The organism is uncultured Chryseobacterium sp. (assembly GCF_913776365.1).
GTDB lineage: Bacteria > Bacteroidota > Bacteroidia > Flavobacteriales > Weeksellaceae > Chryseobacterium.
The window spans coordinates 15,807-37,053 of record NZ_CAJYMO010000218.1 but is presented as its reverse complement, the minus strand read 5'-3'; the positions used below and the strand labels follow the sequence as shown (position 1 = coordinate 37,053).

At 41.6% G+C, this 21,247-nt stretch carries 20 protein-coding genes; 18 read left to right on the top strand and 2 right to left on the bottom strand.

The genetic code is table 11. From position 1 onward, the window contains the following. The 17 genes from QZ735_RS11260 to QZ735_RS11180 form a co-directional block, all read left to right on the top strand. A partial coding sequence (locus QZ735_RS11260) for a UDP binding domain-containing protein (RefSeq protein WP_294248297.1) occupies nucleotides 1-614 on the top strand: 614 nt, incomplete at its 5' end. A 63-nt stretch (nucleotides 615-677) separates the two neighbouring features. Continuing rightward, the gene (locus QZ735_RS11255) at nucleotides 678-3,035 is read left to right on the top strand and encodes a GumC family protein (RefSeq protein ID WP_294248294.1); all 2,358 of its coding nucleotides are present in this window, start codon (nucleotides 678-680) and stop codon (nucleotides 3,033-3,035) included. A 231-nt stretch (nucleotides 3,036-3,266) separates the two neighbouring features. Continuing rightward, nucleotides 3,267-4,709 (top strand): flippase, encoded by a 1,443-nt coding sequence (locus QZ735_RS11250; protein ID WP_294248291.1) that lies wholly within the window; start codon nucleotides 3,267-3,269, stop codon nucleotides 4,707-4,709. Next, nucleotides 4,696-5,799, top strand: coding sequence for a UDP-galactopyranose mutase (gene glf, locus QZ735_RS11245; RefSeq protein WP_294248288.1), 1,104 nt, complete (start codon nucleotides 4,696-4,698; stop codon nucleotides 5,797-5,799). Before QZ735_RS11250 ends, glf begins: the two co-directional genes overlap by 14 nt. After that, entirely contained in the window at nucleotides 5,800-6,798 is a 999-nt protein-coding gene (locus QZ735_RS11240; protein ID WP_294248285.1) for a hypothetical protein, read from the top strand. It abuts the gene before it with no gap. A 2-nt stretch (nucleotides 6,799-6,800) separates the two neighbouring features. After that, complete coding sequence (locus QZ735_RS11235) at nucleotides 6,801-7,658, top strand: glycosyltransferase family 2 protein (protein ID WP_294248284.1); 858 nt, start codon at nucleotides 6,801-6,803, stop codon at nucleotides 7,656-7,658. Then, a complete protein-coding gene (locus tag QZ735_RS11230) occupies nucleotides 7,645-8,670 on the top strand; it encodes an EpsG family protein (protein WP_294248281.1) in 1,026 nt (341 codons plus the stop codon). Before QZ735_RS11235 ends, QZ735_RS11230 begins: the two co-directional genes overlap by 14 nt. Then, a complete protein-coding gene (locus QZ735_RS11225; protein WP_294248278.1) occupies nucleotides 8,667-9,566 on the top strand; it encodes a glycosyltransferase in 900 nt (299 codons plus the stop codon). The genes QZ735_RS11230 and QZ735_RS11225 overlap by 4 nt, the downstream gene beginning before the upstream one ends. A 10-nt stretch (nucleotides 9,567-9,576) precedes the next feature. Then, on the top strand, nucleotides 9,577-10,197 hold the full coding sequence (locus QZ735_RS11220; RefSeq protein WP_294248277.1) for a sugar transferase: 621 nt from the start codon (nucleotides 9,577-9,579) through the stop codon (nucleotides 10,195-10,197). Continuing rightward, entirely contained in the window at nucleotides 10,190-11,236 is a 1,047-nt protein-coding gene (locus tag QZ735_RS11215; protein WP_294248275.1) for an ATP-grasp domain-containing protein, read from the top strand. Before QZ735_RS11220 ends, QZ735_RS11215 begins: the two co-directional genes overlap by 8 nt. A gap of 3 nt (nucleotides 11,237-11,239) precedes the next feature. Then, nucleotides 11,240-12,055 (top strand): NAD(P)-dependent oxidoreductase, encoded by an 816-nt coding sequence (locus tag QZ735_RS11210; RefSeq protein WP_294248273.1) that lies wholly within the window; start codon nucleotides 11,240-11,242, stop codon nucleotides 12,053-12,055. Beyond that, nucleotides 12,052-12,714, top strand: a complete 663-nt coding sequence (locus QZ735_RS11205) for a metallophosphoesterase (RefSeq protein WP_294248270.1) — start codon at nucleotides 12,052-12,054, stop codon at nucleotides 12,712-12,714. The genes QZ735_RS11210 and QZ735_RS11205 overlap by 4 nt, the downstream gene beginning before the upstream one ends. Further along, nucleotides 12,707-13,846, top strand: a complete 1,140-nt coding sequence (locus QZ735_RS11200; protein ID WP_294248267.1) for an aminotransferase class I/II-fold pyridoxal phosphate-dependent enzyme — start codon at nucleotides 12,707-12,709, stop codon at nucleotides 13,844-13,846. The genes QZ735_RS11205 and QZ735_RS11200 overlap by 8 nt, the downstream gene beginning before the upstream one ends. A gap of 8 nt (nucleotides 13,847-13,854) precedes the next feature. After that, complete coding sequence (locus QZ735_RS11195; RefSeq protein ID WP_294248265.1) at nucleotides 13,855-14,427, top strand: sugar transferase; 573 nt, start codon at nucleotides 13,855-13,857, stop codon at nucleotides 14,425-14,427. Nucleotides 14,428-14,453: 26 nt separating this feature from the next. Next, nucleotides 14,454-14,999: a dTDP-4-dehydrorhamnose 3,5-epimerase gene (rfbC, locus tag QZ735_RS11190; RefSeq protein WP_294248262.1), complete on the top strand. Its 546-nt coding sequence runs from the start codon at nucleotides 14,454-14,456 to the stop codon at nucleotides 14,997-14,999. A gap of 95 nt (nucleotides 15,000-15,094) precedes the next feature. Continuing rightward, a complete protein-coding gene (rimO, locus tag QZ735_RS11185) occupies nucleotides 15,095-16,396 on the top strand; it encodes a 30S ribosomal protein S12 methylthiotransferase RimO (protein ID WP_294248260.1) in 1,302 nt (433 codons plus the stop codon). A gap of 509 nt (nucleotides 16,397-16,905) precedes the next feature. Further along, nucleotides 16,906-17,277 carry a septal ring lytic transglycosylase RlpA family protein gene (locus tag QZ735_RS11180; RefSeq protein WP_294248258.1) on the top strand — a complete coding sequence of 124 codons (372 nt, stop codon included), beginning with the start codon at nucleotides 16,906-16,908 and terminating at the stop codon, nucleotides 17,275-17,277. Nucleotides 17,278-17,332: 55 nt separating this feature from the next. Here the strand turns inward: QZ735_RS11180 and QZ735_RS11175 are convergent, their stop codons facing one another. Together QZ735_RS11175 and QZ735_RS11170 are read right to left on the bottom strand one after the other, a co-directional pair. Next, on the bottom strand, nucleotides 17,333-18,097 hold the full coding sequence (locus tag QZ735_RS11175) for an exodeoxyribonuclease III (protein ID WP_294248256.1): 765 nt from the start codon (nucleotides 18,095-18,097) through the stop codon (nucleotides 17,333-17,335). Nucleotides 18,098-18,173: 76 nt separating this feature from the next. Next, nucleotides 18,174-19,718, bottom strand: coding sequence for a PglZ domain-containing protein (locus QZ735_RS11170; RefSeq protein WP_294248254.1), 1,545 nt, complete (start codon nucleotides 19,716-19,718; stop codon nucleotides 18,174-18,176). Between the two features lie 276 nt (nucleotides 19,719-19,994). Here QZ735_RS11170 and QZ735_RS11165 point away from each other — a divergent pair, with 276 nt between their 5' ends. Further along, on the top strand, nucleotides 19,995-21,224 hold the full coding sequence (locus QZ735_RS11165) for an HD domain-containing protein (protein ID WP_294248252.1): 1,230 nt from the start codon (nucleotides 19,995-19,997) through the stop codon (nucleotides 21,222-21,224). Nucleotides 21,225-21,247: the final 23 nt, after the last annotated feature.

Here is a 21,247-nt window from a genome sequence, read left to right as displayed (position 1 = left end):
CTTTCGTTAATGAACTGGCTCTGATTTTTGACAGAATGGGGATCGACACCCATGATGTTCTGGAAGCTGCCGGAACAAAATACAATTTTCTGAAATATAAGCCGGGTCTTGTGGGCGGGCACTGTATTTCCGTGGATCCTTATTATCTGGCACATAAGGCTGAGCAGCTGGGCTACCATCCGGACGTTATCCTATCGGGGCGCCGCGTGAATGATTCCATTGCCAAGTTCATCGCCTCCAAAGTCGTAAAACTTCTTATAGCCAAGGGAAGCGTAATTAAAAATTCCCAATCCCTGATCCTGGGAGTGACGTTCAAAGAGAATTGTCCCGATGTAAGAAATACAAAAGTGATTGACATATACAATGAACTGAAAGACTACGGAGTAGAGGTGGACATCTATGATCCGTGGGCAGATCATGAGGAAGTAAAGCACGAATATGGAGTATCGCTCCTGGGTCAGCTTACGGAGAATAAAAAGTATGATTCAATTATCATTGCTGTCTCCCACAATGAATTCCTGACGCTGGATTTTGAAAAATTAAAAAAACAAGACGGGATTATTTTCGATACCAAGGCTTGTATAGACCGAAGCCTGGTAGATGCAAGGCTATAAAAAAAACCAGAAAACCTGTTGTGGGATGCTAATATACCAATTTATAAAATTTAAAACTAAATAATGGATAGTCCGGTTATTGAAGGATCAGAAAAAGAAATTAATATTCAGGAGATAATTAAACCTTATGTAAGAAACTGGATTTGGTTTATCATTGTTCCTATCATATGCTTAGTCATCACCTACTTTTACCTAAAGTTTGTTACACCGATATACAACGTTCAATCATCCGTTCTCATCAAAGATGCCAAAAAGGCACCGGCGGCGGGAAATGAATTCAGCGTACTGAAGGATCTGTCCGGCTTTGGAGGCATGGATACCAACAGTATTGATAATGAGATAGAAATTTTCAAATCCAAGAAACTCATGTATGAGGTGGTGAAGCAGAATAATCTGCAAACCTCAATCTATGCGGAATCAAACCTGAACGATAAGGAGCTTTACAAAGATACCTCACCCATCATCATCCGGGTAATCAATGAAAAAGATTACACCAGCAAAATTGAGCCTGTAAACATAAAAATCTCCGGAGAAGAGATTATTTTAACAAGCGAAAATTTCCCGGAAGTCAAAACCCGGTTCAGCAGAACCATCAGTCTGCCTTATGCCAATCTCTTGATTGTAAGAAATCCTGATTACAATAAATCCAAATCCGGTGACATCGGCAATATGTACTTTACCTATGCTACCAAAGAGGGCACAGTAAACTATCTGCAGAGCATCCTGAGCGTAACATTAACGACCAGGGAGGCTACGGTTATCAATCTGTCACTGAACTATCCCAATATCAATAAAGCAAAAGACATCATCAATACCCTGGTACAGGCTTATAATGATGACGCCATCAATGATAAAAATTCGGAGTCCAAGAAAACCAAAGATTTTATCGATGACCGGATCAATCTTATATCCAAAGAGCTGGGGCAGGTTGAAAACCAGAAGGAAAACTTCAAATCCAGCAACCAGATTACAGACCTTTCAACGGAGGCCAAAATAAGTCTTGAAACCTCAGCAGAAGCCAGGGCAAAACAGATTGAACTGGAATCGCAGCTTGAACTGACGAATGCTTTGATCGATTTCATGGGAAGGCAGAATAATGGTCAGGTCCTCCCTTCCAATGTTGAATTGAACAACAGTACGGCGACGGCCAATATAACGGCTTATAACCAGCTTGTATTAGAGCGAAACCGTTTGCTTGAGAATGCAACTCCCCAGAACCCGGTAGTCATTGATCTCAACAAGCAGATTTCTTCCCTTCGCGGTTCCGTTATGGAAAGCCTTCTGAAAAACAGGACCGGATTACAGCTGGCCAAGAACCAGTATCAGAACGAGCAGGATCTGATCAGTTCAAAAATTACCAAAATCCCTGCCCAGGAAAAGTTATTCAGAAGTATTGAAAGGCAACAGCAGATCAAAGAAAGCCTATACCTGCTTCTGTTACAGAAGAGAGAAGAAACAGCCATATCTTTAGCCGTTACGGCCAATAAAGCCAGGATTATAGATTATGCCTATGCTTCGCCTGCTCCGGTGGCTCCCAAAAAAATAATTTTTCTTGCAGGAGCTTTTGTATTGGGGCTGCTCTTACCTGTCGTTTTTATCTATCTTAAGGAGCTTCTTAACAATAAGATCAAAAGCAAGCACGATCTGGAGAAACTTTCTCATGCATCGGTACTTGGGGAATTACCAAGTGTCTTGAAAGGAGAGTCGGATATTGTGCAGGTTAATGACCTTTCGCCTATGGCGGAGGCCTTCCGTATCCTGATCACCAATATGAATTTCCTTCTTCCGAAAAAGGAAAAAGGAAGGGTGGTATTTGTGACTTCCACCGTTAAAGGAGAAGGGAAAACCTTCATTTCGGTTAATCTGGCTTTAACGCTTGCAACACCGAATAAGAAGGTGATCATCATCGGTTCGGATATCAGGAATCCGCAGCTTCAGCGGTATAATACTTCCAGAAGAGGCCTGGCGGGATTAACCGAATATCTGTATTCTGCCGAAACCAGGCTGGAAGATATTATCCATGTCACTTCATTTAATCCTCATTGCGATGTGATCTACTCAGGAATGATCCCGCCGAATCCGACCGATCTGTTGAGTAACGGAAGATATGAGCTGTTGCTCGACAGCCTGAAGTCAAAATATGATTACATCATCATCGATACGGCACCATTGTTGCTGGTAACGGATACCTTCTTATTTGCAGATCTGGCTGATGCTACGATATACGTTACAAGATCCAGGTATACCGAAAAATCGCTTATTGAATTTGCCAACAGCAATATTGACAGCCAGAAGATCAAGAATGTAGGTTTCGTACTCAATGATGTGGATAAAAACTACTATGGATACGGTAACAAATATGGCTACGGCTATTCTGCCAAAGAAAAGAGCTGGCTGGAAAAAATCAAGGACAGGCTGTAATCCCGGGAATAAATAAGACCCTGTTTTACGGCAGCCCGGCATCCGGCAGCAAAACGGGACCGGCAGCACAAAAGGTATATCCGGGACTGAAACCCTGCTCAGGAATGTTGTTCGGAACAGCCGGAGGATCACACAGATGCCGCTTTTTAACCATAAACGCAATTTATAGGAAGATGATATGAATCATGGGTTTGAAAGGAGTGCGGAAGGGGTTTCATTAAATAATAATTTGTGGGTAGCATAAAAAAAAATTTTTCGTATAATGTCATTTTAACGGTAACCCAGGTTATCGTTCCCATGATCATGTATGCGTATGTATCGAGGGTTATTATGCCCTACGGCGTAGGGGTGGTTTCTTTCGTTGAAAATATATGCCGGTACATTATGCTTATCGCAGCACTCGGAATCCCTGTCTACGGCATCAGGGAGACGGCAAAGAAAAAAAATCAGAATCAGGACGGGATATTCAGCGAACTGGTGTCGATCCATATCTACAGCAGCCTGATCCTTGTAGCCATCTATATCGCTTTAATTTATCTTGTACCGCAGTTCAGTGCAAACAAGAATATGTTTCTTACCGGGATCTCTCTTGTGATCTGTAACATCTTGGCCTTGGAATGGTTTTATCAGGGAAATGAAAATTTCAGGTATATTACCATGAGGACTGTTTTTATCAGATTGCTTTCTCTGCTTTCTGTTTTTATTTTTGTAAAACATCCTCAGGACTATTACCTTTTTTTTGTGATCCTGTGTGTGTCCAGCGTCATAAACGGAGGTATCAATTTTATGTATTCAAGAAAATTCGTGAAATTTACACTCGTCCGGGACTGGGAAAGATTGAGAAAACATGTCAGGCCGCTGCTGCTGATATTTGCTTCCACAGCTGCCATCAGCATTTATGTTTTACTGGATTCTGTTTTTTTAGGATTTATATCTTCGAAAGATGCGGTAGGGTATTATTCGCTGGGCTTACGGGTAAGCAAAGCACCGATTATTCTGGTTACTGCGCTGGGTTCTGTGCTGATCCCGAAACTTTCACAGGCTCATACCTCGGGTGATGATGCCTACTTTAACAGGCTTATTCAGAAATCCTTTGACTTTGTGGGTATCGTGGCATTCCCGATTATGATAAGTATGATGGCACTATCCCACGAAATCATCATTGTGTTTGCGGGGGAACGATTTCTGCCTGCCCAAACTTCTTTCTGTATTCTGTGCCTGGTGATATACCTGATCGGGATTTCCAACATTCTGGGTATGCAGATGCTCACAACAACCGGCCGTGATATCCTGATGACAAAATCTGTATTTTTCGGACTGGTCTGCAGCATTGCCCTGAATATTATTTTAATTCCTTATCTTAACGAAGTAGGTGCCGCAATCGCGAATTTATCCTCCGAACTCTGCGTTACCGCCGTTATGTTTTATTTCGTACACAGGAACTTTCAGCTGAATATCAATTACAGAATTACCTTTCTGTCTCTGATCTGTTCCCTGCCGATATGGGGAATCATCTATCTTACGAATGGTTTGGCAGATACACTGATTGAAAAATTAGCTCTTGGAGGCATTTCAATAGCGGTCTATCAGTTTATTGTTCAGTATTATATTATCAAAGAAGAAAATTTTATAACATTTACATCAAAAATCATAAAAAAATATGCAAAAATATGATTATCTCATCGTAGGTTCCGGATTATTCGGGGCAGTATTCGCTCATGAAGCTACTAAAAAGGGAAAAAAATGTCTGGTGATCGATAAAAGAGATCATCCCGGAGGAAATATTTACTGCGAGAATATAGAAGGAATCAATGTTCATAAATATGGTGCCCATATCTTTCATACCAATGATAAAGGAATCTGGGATTATGTAAATCAGTTTGCAGAGTTCAACCGGTATACCAATTCTCCTGTAGCCAATTACAACGGGAAGCTGTATAACCTGCCTTTTAACATGAACACATTTTACCAGATGTGGGGTACCAAAACCCCGGCTGAGGCGCAGGCGAGAATAGAAGAACAAAAAGCAGAATCGGGGATCAAAAACCCTCAGAATCTTGAGGAACAAGCCATTTCACTGGTAGGAAAAGATATTTACGAAATTCTGATAAAGGAATATACGGAAAAGCAATGGGGAAGAAAAGCTACGGAACTTCCCGCTTTTATTATCAAAAGGTTACCGGTACGTTTCACCTACGATAACAATTATTTTAATGATAAATACCAGGGCATTCCTGTCGGGGGATACAACAAGATCATTGATGGCCTTCTGGACGGCATTGAGGTAAAGCTGAACGTCGACTTCTTTGAAGACCGCGAACACTGGGAAAATCTGGCTGAAAATCTGGTATTTACCGGTAAGATTGATGAATATTACGAGTACTGCTATGGGAAATTGCAGTACCGTAGCCTGCGCTTTGAAAACGAGATTCTGGATGAAGAAAACTTTCAGGGTAATGCCGTTGTTAACTACACGTCGGAGAACGAGGCCTACACAAGGATTATCGAGCATAAGCACTTTGAATTCGGCACACAGCCCAAAACAGTGGTTACCTATGAATATCCTGATGAATGGAGTGAAGGAAAAGAATCTTATTACCCGATTAACGATGATGCGAATTCTGAATTGTACAGGAAATACAAGGAGCTTGCTGAAAAAGACGGGAATGTGATTTTTGGAGGAAGATTGGCAGAATACAAATATTACGATATGCACCAGGTGATTGGATCTGCTCTAACCAAAGTAAAAAAAACAGTACAATAAATGATACAGATTATCAGCCCTTCAAGATTGACAACGGGAGGAACCGAATTACTTCATCAGCTTAATTACGAACTGGAAAAGCTGGGAGCTGATGTAGGAATGGCGTATTATGACAAAGAAAGCAAATCATTTGTTGAAACAGAGATCAATCCCAATTTCAAAAAGTACAGCACCCGGAAAAATAAATCCGTACAACTTGCTGATTCGGCAGCTCATATCATTGTTGTTCCGGAAACAATGCTGCAGCATATTTCCGGCATTAAAAACGCCAGGGTATATGTCTGGTGGCTGTCCGTAGATAATTATAAAGTCAATCTAAGCCTTGATTATCTGAAAGATTATGGATTCAAATCTTTTATATATGAATTTAAAAAGGCACTCACCATCACACCGATCTCGAAACTGAAAGGGTTCAGGCATTTGGTGCAGTCTAAATATGCAGAAGATTTTTTATCAGCGCATTCCGTATCCTCGGAATACCTGAGTGATTATATCAATACCGGCTTCCTGGATGTTGATCCCGAAATTAAAAAATCAGATATCATTTGTTATAATCCTGCAAAAGGAAAAAATGTAACCAAGAGGATCATTGATTTTTATAAAAATAAAAATGCAGATGTACGTTTTGTGCCGATTGTTAATATGAATCAGAAACAGGTGGCGGAGACCCTGAGGGGCGCCAAGATCTATATCGATTTCGGATGGCACCCGGGAAAAGACAGGATACCGAGGGAAGCGAGGCTGCAGGACTGTGTTATCATTACAGGAAAAAGGGGATCGGCAAAAAACGAACAGGATATCAGAATCCCTCAGAAATACAAGTTTGATGAAAAATCCCCGGATTTCTTAAAAAGTATAGATCTGGTAATCACCGATGTCATGAATAATTTCGACAGTAATCTGCAGGCGCAGGATAACTACAAAAACGTAATCAATAACGAAAGGAGTCTCTTTGAAAAAGAAGTTGCAAGATTCTACGGCGAAGTGGTAAATAATTGATTATGATATACAGTGTTATTGTTCTTTACAATCCCGATACGGATAATCGGGCGAATATAGAAGCCCTGTCACGACAGTCGGACAGGCTTGTCGTTGTAGATAATTCCGTAAAGGAATTACCTGCCGAAATATCCGGAATGGTCAGTAACGATCCGAAAATTATCTATCTTTCCAACAGAGGAAACATCGGGCTTTCGCTGGCACTGAACAAAGGGATCAGAAAAGCACTGGAAAATCAGGATTGTAAATACATAGCACTGTTTGACCAGGATTCTTTGATAGACGAAGGCTTTTTTCTGCCTATGATAGACGTCATTGAAAAAGGGTCCGGAGTCATTGCAACGTCACCGGAAATTGTTGATATGAGAACACAGACAGGTGATAAAGCGGTACATGAAAGGAAAGAATATGAAGTGCCCGTGATCATTACGTCAGGATCATTTTATAAACGCGATGCTTTCGAAAAGGTGGGCCTGATGGATGAAACGCTTTTTATCGATTATATCGATTATGAATGGTGTTTCAGAGCCAGAAGTAAAGGCTATGTATTCATAAGGGTTCCGGGAGCTAAGATTCTTCATAATATGGGCGAGAAAGTGGTGAAATTTCTTTCCGTGGAAAAGCCCTATCATACAAACGGAATAAGGCATTTCTATATATTCAGGAACCAGATCTATATGTTCAAGCGGAATTATATTCCGTTCGGCTGGAAAGCTACGCAGGTCTTTAAATGCATCTACAGAATCCCGGTTTATATTGCACTGTCGCCACACCCGTTGCAGACTGCAAAACAGATAATGAAAGGTATAAAAGCCGGATTTAAAAAAGAAGGTACACATTACAGGTATGACACAATTTGAGCTCCATTTTTATATTCTCATCACTTATATTTCCTACTTGCTTTTGTTATTGGTATTTCATAGCAGATTAAGAAAGTTCGCCTTTATACCGGCTGTCATATTTTTTATCTGTTCCCTGTTACTCAGATTCTATGTGCCGATAGAAAAAAATGCGGATTACGGAGGCTATGCCAACTTTATGTTTGAAGAATACCATTTTCAATGGAAATCAACTTTCAGTGAGCCTTACTTTCCCGTAATCCTGAATACGTTTTTCCGGCTTACGGATAACTGGAGGGAAGCTCTGTATGGGGTTTATTTCACTAATTTCTTATTCGGTTCAGTGTTTTATATCTGGCTTGCCTTCAGGAAGAATATAAAGTACTGGATTAAGCTTGTATTTTTCGTGTTTTCCTACATTCTGCTCACCTATACGGTATTAAGGAATTCGCCTGCTTATTTCCTTTTCGGTTTCTTAACATATTATTTGCTGCTGGGCAAAAGATTCTGGGGCGGCTATCTCGGTTTCCTGACGCACGTGAGTGCGCTGCCTGCATTGGCTGCTACTTTTTTAGGATTTGGGAAACCTACCTACAAGCAGCTTCTGCTCATCCTTCTGGGAGCCGTTGTCTTTTCATCCGTATTAAGCCTGCCCTATTTTTCCCATATCACCGACAGGCTGGATACCTATACGGATCCGGAGGTTGCTGAAAAATATGGCGTGAGTATTTTCCACAAGCTGTATTTTGTCGTTGTCGTCGTGCTCAGCCTGTTGATTCTTAAATACAGAAAAGCTGCAGTGTACAATAATTTTTATTGCGCCCTTTTTCTTATTTATCTTATTTTGTATATACTGAATCCCGTAATGGCGTTCAGGTTTTCGTATTATCTGATTATCTATCTTGTTGTTTATCCTTTCTATGAAAAACTGAAATACGATAAAATATTGAATATTATCTTCAGTATCTTGCTGATTTTATTATTCTATAATGTTTTCTACAGCAGCCATATTGAATTAAAAGTATTGAAATGAAATTAGTAAAAGTATTACTGGCCAGTTACAACGGGGAAAAATATATAGAAGAGCAGATTGATACCCTCCTGAAACAGCAGGACGTAAGGCTGGATATTGCCTTGAGTGATGACGGAAGCAAAGACAATACCCTCGAAATCGTCAGAGATAAATATCCTCAGATTAAAATATCACAAAATATTCCGGGAACCGGCTCGGCAGCGAAAAATTTCCTGAAAATGGTCTCCGCGTTGGATTTCAATGAAAACTTTGATTACGTTGCATTTGCAGATCAGGATGATCTCTGGATGCCGGAAAAAATGAGCAGGGCAACAGAGCTCCTGCAGAATAATAATGCCTCTTTATATTGTTCCAATCTTACCAAATGGGATACTTCAGATCATTCTTTCAGCGAACTGAAAAAAGACTTCCCCCAGAAAAAATTCGATTTCCTGTTTGAAGGCGGAAGCGCAGGATGTACCTATGTCTTTACAAAGAAATTCGCTGAGTCACTGAGCGAATTTCTGAACATGGTTGACTCTACCGGTTGGAAAGGATTTTCCCATGACTGGCTGGTGTACTTTTTTGCAAGATCGAGGAACCACAAGGTGGTCATCGATCCTCAGTCCTATATACACTACCGTCTGCATCAGGAAAATGTTCACGGGCACCTCAATAAATTATCCTGGAATACAATAAAAGAAAAATCTTCCGAGGTACTCAACGGGTATTATCAGAATCATATCCGGAATTATATAAAATACGTGGATAAGGAATCAGAAGCTTACCTCATTTATCAGCAGTTTTTAAAAGGCTATATCTCAAGAAACAGGGTGATCTTAAAATATAACACACAGTTGATGAGGGATAAAAAAAAGTTTCTCATTTTTGCAGTACTGAATTTATTAAAATTTTAACTGGCTTTCTATGTATAAGCACTTTTTCAAGCGTATCTTTGATTTTCTGGCTGCACTGATCGGTCTGGTTGTTCTATCGCCTTTATTTATATTCATCACCATCGGGCTGTATATTGCAAACCGGGGAAAACCGTTTTTTTTCCAGAAAAGATCAGGCAGAAATGCCAAACCTTTTTATATCGTTAAGTTCAAGACGATGAATGATAAAAGGGATCAGGACGGAAACCTGTTGCCGGATGCTGAGAGGTTAACCAGAATTGGCGTTTTCGTAAGAAAAACCTCATTGGATGAAATCCCGCAGTTTATCAATATCTTAAAAGGGGATATGAGCCTGATCGGTCCGCGCCCGCTTTTGCCGGAATATGAAAACTTTTATGATGCTACACAGAAAAGAAGAAGTGAAATAACGCCCGGCATCACCGGCTGGGCACAGGTAAACGGCAGAAATGCCATTTCATGGGAAGAAAGATTCAGGCTTGATGTCTGGTATGTAGATCACGTTTCCTTTGCACTGGATCTTAAAATCTTACTTCTCACCATCCAGAAAACAATCAAATCAGAAGGTATAAACGATGCGAATGGTAATATTAAAGAAGCATTCGATAAATATATGATAAGAAAAAATGGTTAAAAACATATTAGTAACAGGAGCAGGAGCATTGCTCGGACAGGGAATTTTAAGAATGCTGCAGATTTGTGACTTTCCGAAAAAAATATTCACAGCAGATCCGGATCCGAGATCGACAGGACATTGGCTGGGAGATTTTGCTTTGTATATTCCCAAAGCTGCAGATGATCAGTATATAGAAAGCATCCGGACCCTGGTAACAGAACATAAAATCGATGCCATTCTGGTGGGTACGGATACGGAACTCATTAAGCTTTCAAAGGTTCATGACGAATTTCTGGAACTTTACAATTGCAAAATTATCGTAAGCAAACTGGATGTCATTAAGATTTCCAATGATAAATTTTTAACGGCCGAGTTCCTGAAAGCCCATCATTTTCCATATCCTGTCTCTGCAATGGCTACGTCCATGGATGATTTGCTGGAACTGAAAAAAACAGTAGGGTTGCCCTTGTTTGCCAAACCCATCGATGGGGCAAGATCTTTAGGGCTGGTGAAAATCAATACGCATGAGGACCTTGAAAGGATATATGATCCGCAGAGCAACCTGGTTGTACAGCAGTTTCTGCCGGATACCGAAGGCGAATATACCTCAGGATGTATCGTTCTGGACGGGGAATGTAAAGCAATCGTTACGCTGAAAAGAGACCTGCGCGACGGAAATACCTACAGAACATACCGTGACGAAAAAACTTCCGGATACGATACGGTAATCAGAGAAATTGCTGAAAAGCTGGGAGCGGACGGACCTGTTAATTTCCAGTTCCGCATTGTAGAAGGAAAACCGGTCATTTTTGAGATCAACGGACGCTTCAGCGGAACTACACCGCTCCGCTATTTTTACGGGGTAAATGAAGTGGAGATCATTCTGAATCATTATCTGTTCGGAAAAGAAACGCCGGCCCCCGAATTAAAAAACGGAATGGTGATGAGAGCCTGGTCTGATGTTTTTGTGGAAAATGAAGAAATGGAGGTGTTTTCGAAAGACAGGAAACTGAAAGAGCCTAAAGCCCGGTTCTACCACTTTAACCTGAAATCCTAAGCCATGAACAAAAGGTGTGCAGTAGTTGGAGCCAACGGCTTTTTAGGAAAAGCATTGATTCGGAAACTCGGGAAACAGGGGTTTGATGTTACCGCTGTCTATAATAGAAGCCAGGAAAATATAGACGAAGGGACAGATAAAGTAAAGATTACTGATTTTCTTGAGCTGAAGGATGAGTATGAATACATCATATTGTCATTGGGCAATTACCGGTGCTCCCATTCAGAGCTTATTGAAATCAATGACATGATCCGCAGGATACAGCTTCAGAATCAGGGGGCTAAACTTATTTTTATCTCCAGCACCAATGTATATGGCGCTCATAGTGGCATCATTTCCACCACGTCTTCCTTTAATTCTCCGTCTTTGTATCCGCTGTCGAAATTATCCGGGGAGTTCCTGGTAACTGGCCACGGAAAATACGCGGTGCTTAGGCTTACTTATTTATATGGGAAAGGACTGGATAACAAATCCTTTTTGCCTAATGTTATCGAGAAATCAAAGCGTGAAGGAGAAATCATTCTTTTCGGGGACGGAAGCAGAAAGCAGGACTATCTTCATGTGGATGATGCCGCAGAATTATGCATCAAAGCCATGCAAAGCGAAGAAAACGGCATTTTTCTGGGCGCATCAGGAACTTCAGTATCCAATTATGAAATCGCTGAAATTATTTCGGCGCAACATCACTCTGAAATCAGTTTCACTGGAACCGAATCGGGAAGCTCTTTTTATTTTGATATCAGCGAAACAAGAGAAAAGCTGAACTGGGCTCCGCAGGTGGATATCGTTCAGGGAATAAACGAAATGCTGTCTATATGAAAATACTGGTATTTGGCGATGTTCACGGAAATCTGGTTTCGCTGGAAAAACTCTTTACGGTAGAGAAAGGAAATTTTGATCAGTTTATCTGCCACGGAGACATCGTGAATTATGGTCCGTGGACAAATGAATGTCTTGAATTCCTGTATCAGAAGAGGGATTCGGGGATTTTCCTGCAGGGAAATCATGAAGAATATTATATCAATGGTGTGTATCCCGGATCCAATGAGGTAGCAAAGTCATTCTTTAATTTCTGTTATCCGGGATTCGATAAGGCCTGGCTCCCGTTCATTTCCGGATTTACCAAAGACACTTCAGCCGGAGCATTCACAGTGATGCATACTTTCGGTGAAAAATATATCTTCCAGGACACGGAAATTAAAGAAAGCGAATTTAAAGATAATACCGTTGTAGGGCATTCCCACCAGCAATACCATCGCATCGTAGGTTCCAAAAATCTCTATAATACAGGAAGCTTAGGCCAGAACCGGGCTTTGCTGGATGTGGCAAATTATCTTATCCTGGATACCCAGACAAATAAGGTGGAATGTAAATCCTTTGAATTTGATATCCAAAAGGTGATTTCTGAAATGGAAGCCCGGAAATATCCTGAAATCTGCCTAAATTATTATAAAAGTAAAAAAACGGTCAATGAATAATCCAAAAATATGGCTCTCCTCACCACATATGGGAGGCAATGAACAAAAATACATCACGGAAGCTTTTGCTGAAAACTGGGTGGCCCCGCTGGGCCCGAATGTGAACGGTTTCGAGGAAGATCTTGAAAAATTCCTGGGAAACGGAACCCGGGTGGCGGCTTTATCCGCAGGAACGGCAGCGCTTCACCTGGCGTTGGTCCAGTGTGGAGTAGAATACGGCGATGAGGTCATCTGCCAGTCAATGACGTTTTCCGCTTCGGCCAATCCCATCGCTTACTGCGGGGCAACCCCTGTATTTGTAGACAGTGAGCCGGAGACCTGGAACATGTGCCCTGAAAAACTGAGGGAAGCCGTTGAAGACCGAATAAGGAAAGGTAAGAAACCCAAGGCCATTATTGTGGTCCATCTCTACGGAATGCCGGCCAAAATGGATGAAATTCTTTCCATAGCCCATGAATTTGAAATAGACCTCATTGAAGATGCTGCCGAGGCACTGGGATCAACATATAAAAACAGGCCCTGCGGAACTTTCGGCCGTTTCGGGATTTTAAGTTTCAACGGCAATAAGATCATCACCACTTCAGGCGGCGGTGCAATGGCCTGCCGCACACAGGAAGACAAAGACCAGACCGTCTTCCTTTCTACTCAGGCGAGAGATAATGCGCCTCATTATCAGCACTCTCAGATCGGGTTCAATTACAGGATGAGCAACATCGTTGCAGGAATCGGAAGAGGGCAGATGGAAGTGCTGGACAGCCGGGTGGAAGCAAGGAGGAAGATGCAGCAGTTTTATACTGATCTGTTCGCGAACATGCCGGGGGTAACGGTATTCTCCGAGCCTTCCGCGGATTTCTATTCCAATCACTGGCTTTCGGCAATTATTATTGATCCTGAAATAACAGGCAAAACAAGGGAAGAGCTGAGAATGGCTTTTCTGGAGGATAATATTGAGTCCAGGCCGCTTTGGAAACCGATGCACCTGCAGCCGGTTTTTGAAAATGCACCTTTTTACGGCAATGGGGTATCTGAGAAATTATTCGATGATGGCCTGTGTCTTCCGTCAGGATCCAATCTTACGGAAGAGGAGAAAAAGAGAATTGCAGAAGCCGTTAACCGCTTCTTTGAAAAATAAGCCGTACTATGAATCATTACAGGCATTGGAAATTTGTTTTCGACAGCATCCTGGCAATCGTTTTGATTGTATTGCTGCTGCCTGTAATGATCCTGTTGCTTGCCGTTGCAGCAGCAGATACCCGTTCATGTGGAATATTCTTTCAGAAAAGGGTCGGGCGGTCCGGAGAAATGTTTACCATTTATAAATTCAGGACAATAAAAAGCCGGGAAGCAGAATGTTCTGGAACAGGAGCTTTTTTCAGAAAATTTAAATTGGATGAATTGCCACAGCTCTTTAATATCCTGAAAGGGGATATGAGTTTCGTAGGGCCCCGTCCGGATGTTGAAGGGTATTATGACCGGCTGAGCGGGAAAGACCGTAATGTCTTGCAGCTGAGACCGGGGATTACCTCCGAAGCCAGTATCAAATACAGCAACGAAGAGGAAATTCTTAAGGCTCAGAAAAATCCCCTGCAATACAATGATGAAGTGGTATTTCCCGATAAGATAAAAATGAACCTTCAGTACCTGGAAAATATGTCATTTTCAGGCGATATGAAAATTTTGATGCGTACCGTTCTCAGAATTTTTTTTAAATAAATAATAAATAAAGATCAATTATACCAATGAAAATAAAAGAAACCCCTTTAAAAGACTGCTACATTATTGAACCTACCGTTTTTGAAGACGAAAGAGGGTATTTTTTTGAAAAATTCAATGAAAAAAAGTTTGAAGAACTCACCGGGATGAACGGGCACTTCGTTCAGGATAATATCTCAAAGTCCTCTTATGGTGTCCTCAGGGGGCTGCATCTTCAGAAAGGAGAGCATGCACAGGCCAAGCTCGTTTCCTGCCTGGAAGGCAAAGTCTGGGATGTGGCGGTAGACCTCAGGGAAGATTCCCCAACTTTCGGACAATGGTTCGGAATTGAGCTGACAGCAGAAAACAAGACCCAGCTGTATATTCCGAGAGGTTTCGGACACGGATTTTCAGTACTCAGCGAAACGGCCGTCTTCGCCTATAAGTGTGATAATTTCTACAGCAAAGAATCGGAAGGCAGCGTAAAATACAATGATCCGGATCTGAATATCGACTGGAAGATTGCTGACGGTGACGCCATACTCTCCGAAAAAGATGAGCATGCACCGGGTTTCAAAGAAAAGAATTTTTAAAATACCGCACTGAAAGTCACTTTATTAAAGTGGCTTTTATTTTTTAATCCATACTCTCCGATATTTTGTATCTTTGCAGACTCAAAATCAAAAAGATGCGCACAAAATCTGTAGGTAAAAAGAAAATAAATGTAGTAACCCTTGGCTGTTCCAAGAATGTATACGATTCCGAAGTCCTTATGAGCCAGCTGAAAGCCAACGGCAAAGAAGTGGTACATGAAGACAGAGGCGATATTGTAGTTATTAACACCTGCGGATTTATCGATAATGCCAAAGAAGAATCCATCAACACGATTCTTGATTATGTGGAAGCCAAAAACAGGGGTGAGGTGGAAAAAGTTTTCGTTACCGGCTGTTTGTCCGAAAGATATAAGCCGGATCTCATCCGCGAAATTCCGGATGTAGACCAATATTTCGGAACCCGCGATCTTCCTGTTTTATTAAAACACCTCGGCGCAGATTACAAGCATGAGCTGGTAGGAGAAAGATTAACCACCACGCCTAAGCATTATGCCTACCTTAAAATTTCTGAAGGCTGCGACAGGCCCTGTTCCTTTTGCGCCATCCCGCTGATGAGAGGAAAGCACCTTTCCACTCCCATCGAGAAACTGGTGACGGAAGCACAGAAGCTGGCAAAAAAAGGCACCAAGGAACTGATCCTTATTGCCCAGGACCTTACGTACTACGGATTGGATATTTACAAAAGACGTGCCCTCGGAGATTTATTGAAAGAGCTGGTGAAGGTAGAAGGAATCGAATGGATCCGGCTGCATTATGCTTTCCCAAGCGGTTTTCCGGAAGATGTCCTCGATATCATCAGAGAAGAGCCGAAAGTCTGCAATTACATTGATATTCCTCTGCAGCACATCAATTCAGAACTATTGAAATCGATGAAGCGGGGAACTACCCATGAAAAGACGGATGCCCTGCTGGCTAAATTCAGGGAAAAAGTTCCTGATATGGCCATCCGGACGACTCTGATCGTAGGCTATCCCGGGGAAACCGAAGAAATCTTCCAGGAACTTAAAGACTGGGTAAGAGAACAGAAGTTTGACCGTCTGGGATGTTTTACCTATTCCCATGAAGAAAATACCGGAGCATATGTGCTGGAAGACGATATCCCGCAGGAAGTGAAGGAAGCGAGGGTAGAGGAAATCATGGAAATACAGTCGCAGATTTCGTGGGAGAAAAACCAGGAAAAGATCGGGCGTACGTTTAAATGTATTTTCGACCGGAAGGAAGGAAATTATTTTATCGGCAGGACGGAGTATGATTCCCCGGATGTAGACAATACCGTACTGGTATCCGCAGAAGATACCTATATCTCTATCGGCGATTTTGCCCATGTACGAATTACTTCTGCAGAAGAATTCGATCTTTATGGCGAACTGATATAACAATGGAACCACAATAAAAAAAACCGGTGATGATTTCACCGGTTTTTTTATGATTGACTGCCAGCGTATGGCTGCACAAATAGGTATTTTACTATCAAAAACTGGTGCTTCATCTTAATTTTTACAGGGCAGGATAATACAATATAAAGCTGCAATTCCCTGGCAACTGCATGTAGAGGAGAATTATTAATCCTTTACATTTTAACAAATTGAGATTTTTATAAGATAAAGAAATAAGGCTTTTGATAACCTGCTGGAATGTAACTGGTTGACTTTCAGTAGTAGGTTTTGTTGAAAAAAATGAAGTTTTTGAAAATTTGTTAATTTCGTTAACTTTTATAATCTGATTTTAACATTTATTAACGGTATAGTTTATATCATTGGTAATCATTGTTTTATATTTAAATTTAACAAAAATTTAAGTTTTAATTAACATGCGTTAACATATGGAATAGGCTGGATTAAAGTTTCCTGATACATTTGTCCGGTAAAATTTTTAAATATTCAACATGATAAAAAGATATATTCTTCTACTCATAATGATCATTTCAGCCTTTGGTATTTATTCTTTCAAAAACAATACCGCTGAGGCAGCAAAGACAAGTTACGCATCCTATTATCATAACAAGTTCAACGGTAAAAAAACAGCCAGCGGAGAGATTTTCGACAATAAAAAATTTACTGCGGCCAACAGAAGCCTTCCTTTCGGCACAAATATTAAAGTGACCAACCTGAAAAACGGTAAAGAAGTCATTGTAAAAATTAATGACAGGGGACCTTACCACTCATCAAGAGCCCTGGATATGTCTAAAGCTGCCTTTGATGAAATCGGGACTCCCGGCAGCGGAACCATTCCGGTGGAATATGAAGTAGTCAATTAATTTTCCGGTATCACCTGAAACAAATAAGCCAGCATATTGCTGGCTCTTTTTATTTTTAAAGGTCAAGTTCCACCAGGGCAGGGCAATGGTCCGAATGGGCTGCTTCTTTAAGAATAACAGCTCTGGACAGCCGGTCTTTCAGGCTGTATGATGTAAAATTATAATCCAGCCTCCATCCTTTGTTCTTGGCGCGGGCATTCTGCCGGTAGCTCCACCAGGTATAATGGTCAGGCTCATGATTAAAGTAGCGGAAACTGTCGATCAGTTCACATTCATTGATGAAATCCGTCATCCATTCCCTTTCCATGGGAAGAAATCCCGAGACATTTTTCAGCCGTACCGGATCATGGATGTCAATCGCTTCATGGCAGATATTGAAATCCCCTGAAATAATAAGGTTCGGTACTTCTTTTTTCAGATTTTTGATATACTCCAGAAAATCGCGGCAGAATTCCATTTTAAATTCCAGCCTCTCAATATTGGAAGCCGAAGGCACATAGACGGAAATGGCTGAAAAACCATCAAAATCCGCACGGATAATCCTTCCCTCGCAATCATAGCTTTCAATACCGCAACCGAATTCCACATGATGGGGCTTTATTTTCGAAGCAATGCCTACACCGCTGTATCCTTTTCTCACTGCTGAATGCCAATAGCTGTGATAGCCCAGTTTTTCAAGACTTTCAATATCGATCTGATCGTTTCCGGCTTTGCTTTCCTGGATACAGATCACATCGGGGTCTGCTGTCTTCAGCCATCCTAAAAAATCTTTGGTAAAAGCGGCACGGATTCCGTTTACGTTGTAAGTAATAAGTTTCATTCCTCAAAAATAACAAAAGGCGCGGAAAAAATCTACAGATTTTTTCCGCGCCTTCATCTTGCACCCGCTCCTGGATTTATTTCGGCTCCAGGATGCTGATCGGAATAATGCACTCTTCCAGTGAAATTCCGCCATGCTGGTAGGTTTCTTTATAATAGTTCACGAAATGATTATAATTTTTAGGATAAGCCAGAAACGTGTTGTTTTTTGCAAAAATATATTTGGAACTCAGGTTTCCTTTTGGTAAAAACAGCTTTTCCGGGTTGGTAACGGCCCATACGTCACGGTCATCATAGGTAAGGCTTTTTCCTGTTTTATAACGGATGTTCGTGGAAGTCTCCCTGTCGCCCACCACTTTGCTCGGTTTTTTCACATAAACCGTTCCGTGATCGGTGGTAATGATCAGCTTGAATCCGTTTTCAGCAGCCGTTTTGATCATCTTGATCAGTGAAGAGTTTTCAAACCAGTTCAGGGTAAGGGAACGGAACGTTTTATCATCACGGATCAGCTGATCCACAATATGATTGTCCGTTTTAGCATGGGACAGGATATCAATGAAATTATAGACTACGACCAGCAGGTCGTTGTTCTTATGCTGGTTAAAGTCATCATAAATTTTACGCTCAAAATCAGCGTTCAGGACTTTCAGGTATTTCATTGATTTTGATCCCAGTCCGATCCTTTTCATCTGGTCTTCCAGGAAATCACGCTCATATTCGTTCTTATTGCCTTCTTCATTGTCATTGAACCATTTGTTCGGGAAGCGCTTTTCAATCTCAGAAGGCATCAGGCCTGCAAAAAACGAGTTTCTCGCATATTGTGTCGCGGTGGGAAGGATGCTGTAATAGTAATCTTCCGAAACCTTGTTGTAATATTTTGTAAAAAGCGGCTCGATGACTTTCCATTGGTCATACCGTAAATTATCGATCATCAGAAGCAGAACTTTTTCTTTTTCCACTTCAGGCTTTATTTTCTCTTTGAAAAGCGTGTGGCTCATCATAGGCTTGTCAGAATCATTCAGCCAGTCCTCATAATTGTTTTCGATGAATTTGGCAAACTGGATGTTGGCTTCTTCTTTCTGCGACTGGAGGAGGTCGGCAAATTCATTGTCCGTTACCTTATCGAACTTGATCTCCCAGTTCAGGATTTTTTTATAATATTCTGCCCACTCCTGGTACGTCCTCAGATAAGAAAGTTCCATGGAAAGGTTCCGGAATTCCTGCTGGTACTGAAGGATGGTTTTCTGTTCCACCAGGTTGTCTTCCTGAAGGTTTTTCTTCAGCGACAGGAGAATCTGGTTCGGGTTTACAGGCTTCAGGATGTAATCGGCAATCTGGGAGCCGATGGCTTCTTCCATGATGTGCTCCTCTTCACTTTTGGTCACCATCACAATTTTGAGGGCATTGTCTTTTTCCTTGATCATAGGAATTGCCTCAAGGCCTGAAATCCCCGGCATGTTTTCGTCAATCAGCGTGAGTGCGAATTTTTCCGAATCCATCAGTTCAAGGGCTTCATTCACGTTATTGACAGGCGTTACATGATAGCCTTTCTTTTCTAAGAATACGATATGAGGTTTTAGTAAATCTATTTCATCATCTATCCATAATATCTTTTCCGACATAATTAATTTTTTACATGGTTATGGTATCAAATTGCTGACCAATTAACTCTAAATTCTGCCAAAATAGGCAAGGGTAAAGTTAAAGATTAGTTAAATGGAAACCGCATAAAACAAATGATTTTTTTTGCGGCTTTTTCCGGTTGATCACATCGCCGGGAAAATGCACGGGAAATACCTGTACCTGCAGGAAATATAAAGTTTTCTTTTTCGGTATCGAAGAGTAGCGGCAACTCAGATTTAAATCCCTATTTTTGTTTGTAAATACCAATTTTTCGTATGCAGAACAAGCTGAAGATCATCAATGATCCCGTTCACGGTTTTATCAGGATTCCTTATGAAATCCTGTTCGATATCATTGAACACCCTTATTTTCAGAGACTCAGAAGAATAGGGCAGACCGGTCTGCTGAACCTGATCTTTCCCGGCGCTACCCACACCCGGTTCCATCATGCACTGGGAGCGATGCACCTCATGTTTACGGCATTGGAAACCCTGAAGCAGAAAGGCGTGAAAATCTCGGAAAATGAAGAGAAAGGGGCTATGATAGCCATCCTGTTACACGATATTGGCCATGGTCCTTTTTCCCACGCCCTGGAGAGCATGCTGATGGATGACTGGCATCATGAAACCCTTTCCCTGCTGCTCATGGAGCGGCTGAACAGGCAATTCGGCGGGGAACTGGCCTGCGCCATGGAAATGTTCAGGGGGAAATACCACAGGAAGTTTTTCAACCAGCTGATCTCCTCCCAGCTGGATGTAGACCGCCTCGATTACCTGAAGCGCGACAGTTTCTTTACCGGTGTTTCCGAAGGCAGTATCAATACCCAGCGGATTATTTCCATGATGAATGTCTGTGAAGAAGAACTGGTGATCGATGCCAAAGGCGTCTATTCCATTGAAAATTTCCTTACCGCCCGGATGTTTATGTATTGGCAGGTCTATTATCATAAGACGGCTGCCCTGTCTGAATTCCTGCTGGTGAAAATCCTGGAAAGAGCGAAATTGCTGGTGTCCCAGGGGGTAGAGCTGCCGGCTACGGAAAACCTGAAATATTTCCTGTACCGTGAGAAAACCTCGGCTACCGATGAAGACCTGGAAAGATTTACAAACCTGGATGACAACGATATTATCCAGGCCATGAAAGAATGGCAGGATGCCGGGGACATGATTTTATCCTACTGGTGCCGCTGTGTCATCCAGAGGAATCTTCCGAAAACCATTATCTCATCCCATCCTTTTGATCCGGAACTCATTGCAGGAAAAATAAAAGATACCAATAATTTTTTCGGAATTGACAACGGAAATGAGCTGGTGCATGAAATTAAACGGAAACTTCTTCCTTATGATACGGAGAAACAACCGATCTACCTGCTTCAGAAAGACGGTCAGAAGATCAGGCTTGAGGAATCGGAAGATCAGTTGTTATCCGGGCTTATGGTCAATAAAACCGAACGCCATATCCTCACTTTTCCGCGGGAACTGCCCTTCCGGAATCTTAAAGAATGATAAAATTTTGCGTTCCTAAAACT

Bases quoted from the DNA above. Each gene is read 5' to 3' on its own strand.
- QZ735_RS11255 (WP_294248294.1), top strand. From the start codon at position 678: ATGGATAGTCCGGTTATTGAAGGATCAGAAAAAGAAATTAATATTCAG.
- glf (WP_294248288.1), top strand. From the start codon at position 4,696: ATGCAAAAATATGATTATCTCATCGTAGGTTCCGGATTATTCGGGGCA.
- QZ735_RS11240 (WP_294248285.1), top strand. From the start codon at position 5,800: ATGATACAGATTATCAGCCCTTCAAGATTGACAACGGGAGGAACCGAA.
- QZ735_RS11235 (WP_294248284.1), top strand. From the start codon at position 6,801: ATGATATACAGTGTTATTGTTCTTTACAATCCCGATACGGATAATCGG.
- QZ735_RS11230 (WP_294248281.1), top strand. From the start codon at position 7,645: ATGACACAATTTGAGCTCCATTTTTATATTCTCATCACTTATATTTCC.
- QZ735_RS11225 (WP_294248278.1), top strand. From the start codon at position 8,667: ATGAAATTAGTAAAAGTATTACTGGCCAGTTACAACGGGGAAAAATAT.
- QZ735_RS11220 (WP_294248277.1), top strand. From the start codon at position 9,577: ATGTATAAGCACTTTTTCAAGCGTATCTTTGATTTTCTGGCTGCACTG.
- QZ735_RS11215 (WP_294248275.1), top strand. From the start codon at position 10,190: ATGGTTAAAAACATATTAGTAACAGGAGCAGGAGCATTGCTCGGACAG.
- QZ735_RS11210 (WP_294248273.1), top strand. From the start codon at position 11,240: ATGAACAAAAGGTGTGCAGTAGTTGGAGCCAACGGCTTTTTAGGAAAA.
- QZ735_RS11205 (WP_294248270.1), top strand. From the start codon at position 12,052: ATGAAAATACTGGTATTTGGCGATGTTCACGGAAATCTGGTTTCGCTG.
- QZ735_RS11200 (WP_294248267.1), top strand. From the start codon at position 12,707: ATGAATAATCCAAAAATATGGCTCTCCTCACCACATATGGGAGGCAAT.
- QZ735_RS11195 (WP_294248265.1), top strand. From the start codon at position 13,855: ATGAATCATTACAGGCATTGGAAATTTGTTTTCGACAGCATCCTGGCA.
- rfbC (WP_294248262.1), top strand. From the start codon at position 14,454: ATGAAAATAAAAGAAACCCCTTTAAAAGACTGCTACATTATTGAACCT.
- rimO (WP_294248260.1), top strand. From the start codon at position 15,095: ATGCGCACAAAATCTGTAGGTAAAAAGAAAATAAATGTAGTAACCCTT.
- QZ735_RS11180 (WP_294248258.1), top strand. From the start codon at position 16,906: ATGATAAAAAGATATATTCTTCTACTCATAATGATCATTTCAGCCTTT.
- QZ735_RS11175 (WP_294248256.1), bottom strand. From the start codon at position 18,097: ATGAAACTTATTACTTACAACGTAAACGGAATCCGTGCCGCTTTTACC.
- QZ735_RS11170 (WP_294248254.1), bottom strand. From the start codon at position 19,718: ATGTCGGAAAAGATATTATGGATAGATGATGAAATAGATTTACTAAAA.
- QZ735_RS11165 (WP_294248252.1), top strand. From the start codon at position 19,995: ATGCAGAACAAGCTGAAGATCATCAATGATCCCGTTCACGGTTTTATC.